Source organism: Sphingomonas sp. Ag1 (assembly GCF_000980895.1).
GTDB classification, from domain to species: domain Bacteria; phylum Pseudomonadota; class Alphaproteobacteria; order Sphingomonadales; family Sphingomonadaceae; genus Sphingomonas; species Sphingomonas panaciterrae.
Genome location: NZ_LAZX01000027.1, coordinates 1 through 1,947 on the forward strand (window position 1 = coordinate 1; position 1,947 = coordinate 1,947).

Genomic DNA, 1,947 nt, shown 5'->3' on the forward strand with positions numbered 1-1,947 from the left:
GAGAACCGCTTCCCAATTCTCAAACTGACCGATCGCGAATGGCTTCAGGGTGTTTTTGCGATCCTCGCGACCATCTGCGCCGCCGTCGCCACCGTAGCTCTCCGTGAGAATGTCGCGGGTAAGATCGACCTCAGGGCCGCGAATGGCAAAGCTGCCTGTGTCCACTGTTGGATTGTCCAGCGAACCTAGCTTGGAGCCGGGGACAAGCTCGTAAGTCGAGTAGGGAGCGCCAACATCGCCGTAGAGCAGGCGACAGGGATAGCCGTCGAAATCGTATCGACGCCAATGTGTGTTGCGAAGCTGTTTGGAGAACGAGATACCGAGATTGCCGTACTCGATCTGAATTTGACCGGGGATGCCGTCTTGGTTCAGCGATACGGTCTGTCGAGGCGGTGCCGTGATGCAAGGCACGTATTCAGCTTCAGAAAACTCGGAAAAAGCGATATGCCCGTGCCCACGCGAGCACATGCGGACAGAGACGAGCTTTCTATCTACCGGATCATAGGCGGTGACTTCCGCCAGAAACACCTTTCGCAACTCTCCACCTCATACCTTGTCGGGTATTTAGCGGGCTAAGCGGGTGAATGGGCGGCGGCTTTCGTGAGCAGCTTACACGATCGAAAGCGTCCGAGATTGGGTGGGAAGCGGCCGCGCGCTTGAACCTATATAATGAGTATGCGAGCATCGCTCGATTGATAGGATAAAGAATGTTTCTTACGACGCTTTTGATCATCGCCGTTGTATGGTTCATAGTATCGCATTTTTTGCCTGAACGCAGGACACCCGCACCGGAGCGAAAGTATCGCGTCGATCCGCGCGCGGTCGTTAGCAATCCTGATTGGCAGGCGATAATTGAGGAGCATTGTGAGTCTCCGGCGGAAGTTGAATTTCTTAAAGCTATGATCGACGTGCACGGTCTTTTACCAGACGAAGGGTCGTTGCGATCTTCTGGTATGAAAATAGACTTTCAAGTCGAAGTGGGTCGCTATAGGTTAGATTTTCTCGCTAATGATTGGCTAGTGATTGAGATTGATGGTGCGATGTGGCACTCGTCGGAGGCCGCCATGGCGCGCGACGCAAAGCGAGATAACTACTTTACGGAACTAGGCTATTCTGTGGTTCGCATACCAGCGAAAGTAGTCTTTAATAATCCTCGTGAGGCAGTGCACCGGGTCGCCACGGCGTTGGAGAAGGGCAAACCGGTCATCATGCAGCCGGTTCAAAAAAGCGGCTTTGAGCGCTTGGGTGAAACAGCGTCATCTGCAGGCAAATTCTTTGCTAATCTCGACTCGACTATTGACCGTGTAAAAGTGGTCAAGCAGGCATTGAGTGAGGCCGATCTAGCATTTAGCGCAGAAAAGAAAGCGCTCACTAGTGCCATACAAAGCGCGGAGCTTTCGCTTAGTATTGAAGATGAAATTGGCGACGACGCCGAAATGCGCAAGGATTATGATAGCTTTTATCGCGATCTTAAGCTCGCTATGAAAAAGTCAGATCACGACTCTGGTATAGATGCTTCCACTGGCGCAAAAGTAGCTCAGTTCAAGGTTCCTCCGGCAACTGGTAATGAGGACGCAGATAGCGAGATTAGAGAGCGTTTCGCTATCATGAATGCAGAGCGAGACGAGCTGCTGCAGGAGGTCCGGACGAAGCTTTCCAAGGATAAGCGGCTGACTCCATTGGTTCGAGATAACCTAAACAAGTATGGATGCCCACAAATGTGGCATCTCGTCGCGTTATAGTGCGCTAGACGCGTGCCGTCGGCGCGGCTCTTCGATACTCGGAAGTCGATAGTGCGACCGCTTGGTCAAACTCTGGCAAAGTCGGCGGCAAGAGCGAACGTCCGCAGTGGGGGCGTGAGCGGAATGTCCGCTTTTCGGCAATCACGCCTTCAAGCCGACAACCTCAATGTCGCTTTCCCATAGGTTGTGGAAGAGGTTCATGCCC

2 protein-coding genes are annotated in these 1,947 nt (G+C 52.9%); one reads left to right on the forward strand and one right to left on the reverse strand.

Annotation, left to right across the window (positions count from 1 at the left end; genetic code table 11):
* Nucleotides 1-537, reverse strand: a 537-nt coding sequence (locus tag XM50_RS00235; protein ID WP_156167014.1) for a hypothetical protein, incomplete at its 3' end; no start/stop codon positions are given.
* A gap of 170 nt (nt 538-707) precedes the next feature.
* Between XM50_RS00235 and XM50_RS18965 the strand changes: the two genes are divergently transcribed.
* Complete coding sequence (locus XM50_RS18965) at nt 708-1,742, forward strand: endonuclease domain-containing protein (protein WP_082102577.1); 1,035 nt, start codon at nt 708-710, stop codon at nt 1,740-1,742.
* Nucleotides 1,743-1,947: the final 205 nt, after the last annotated feature.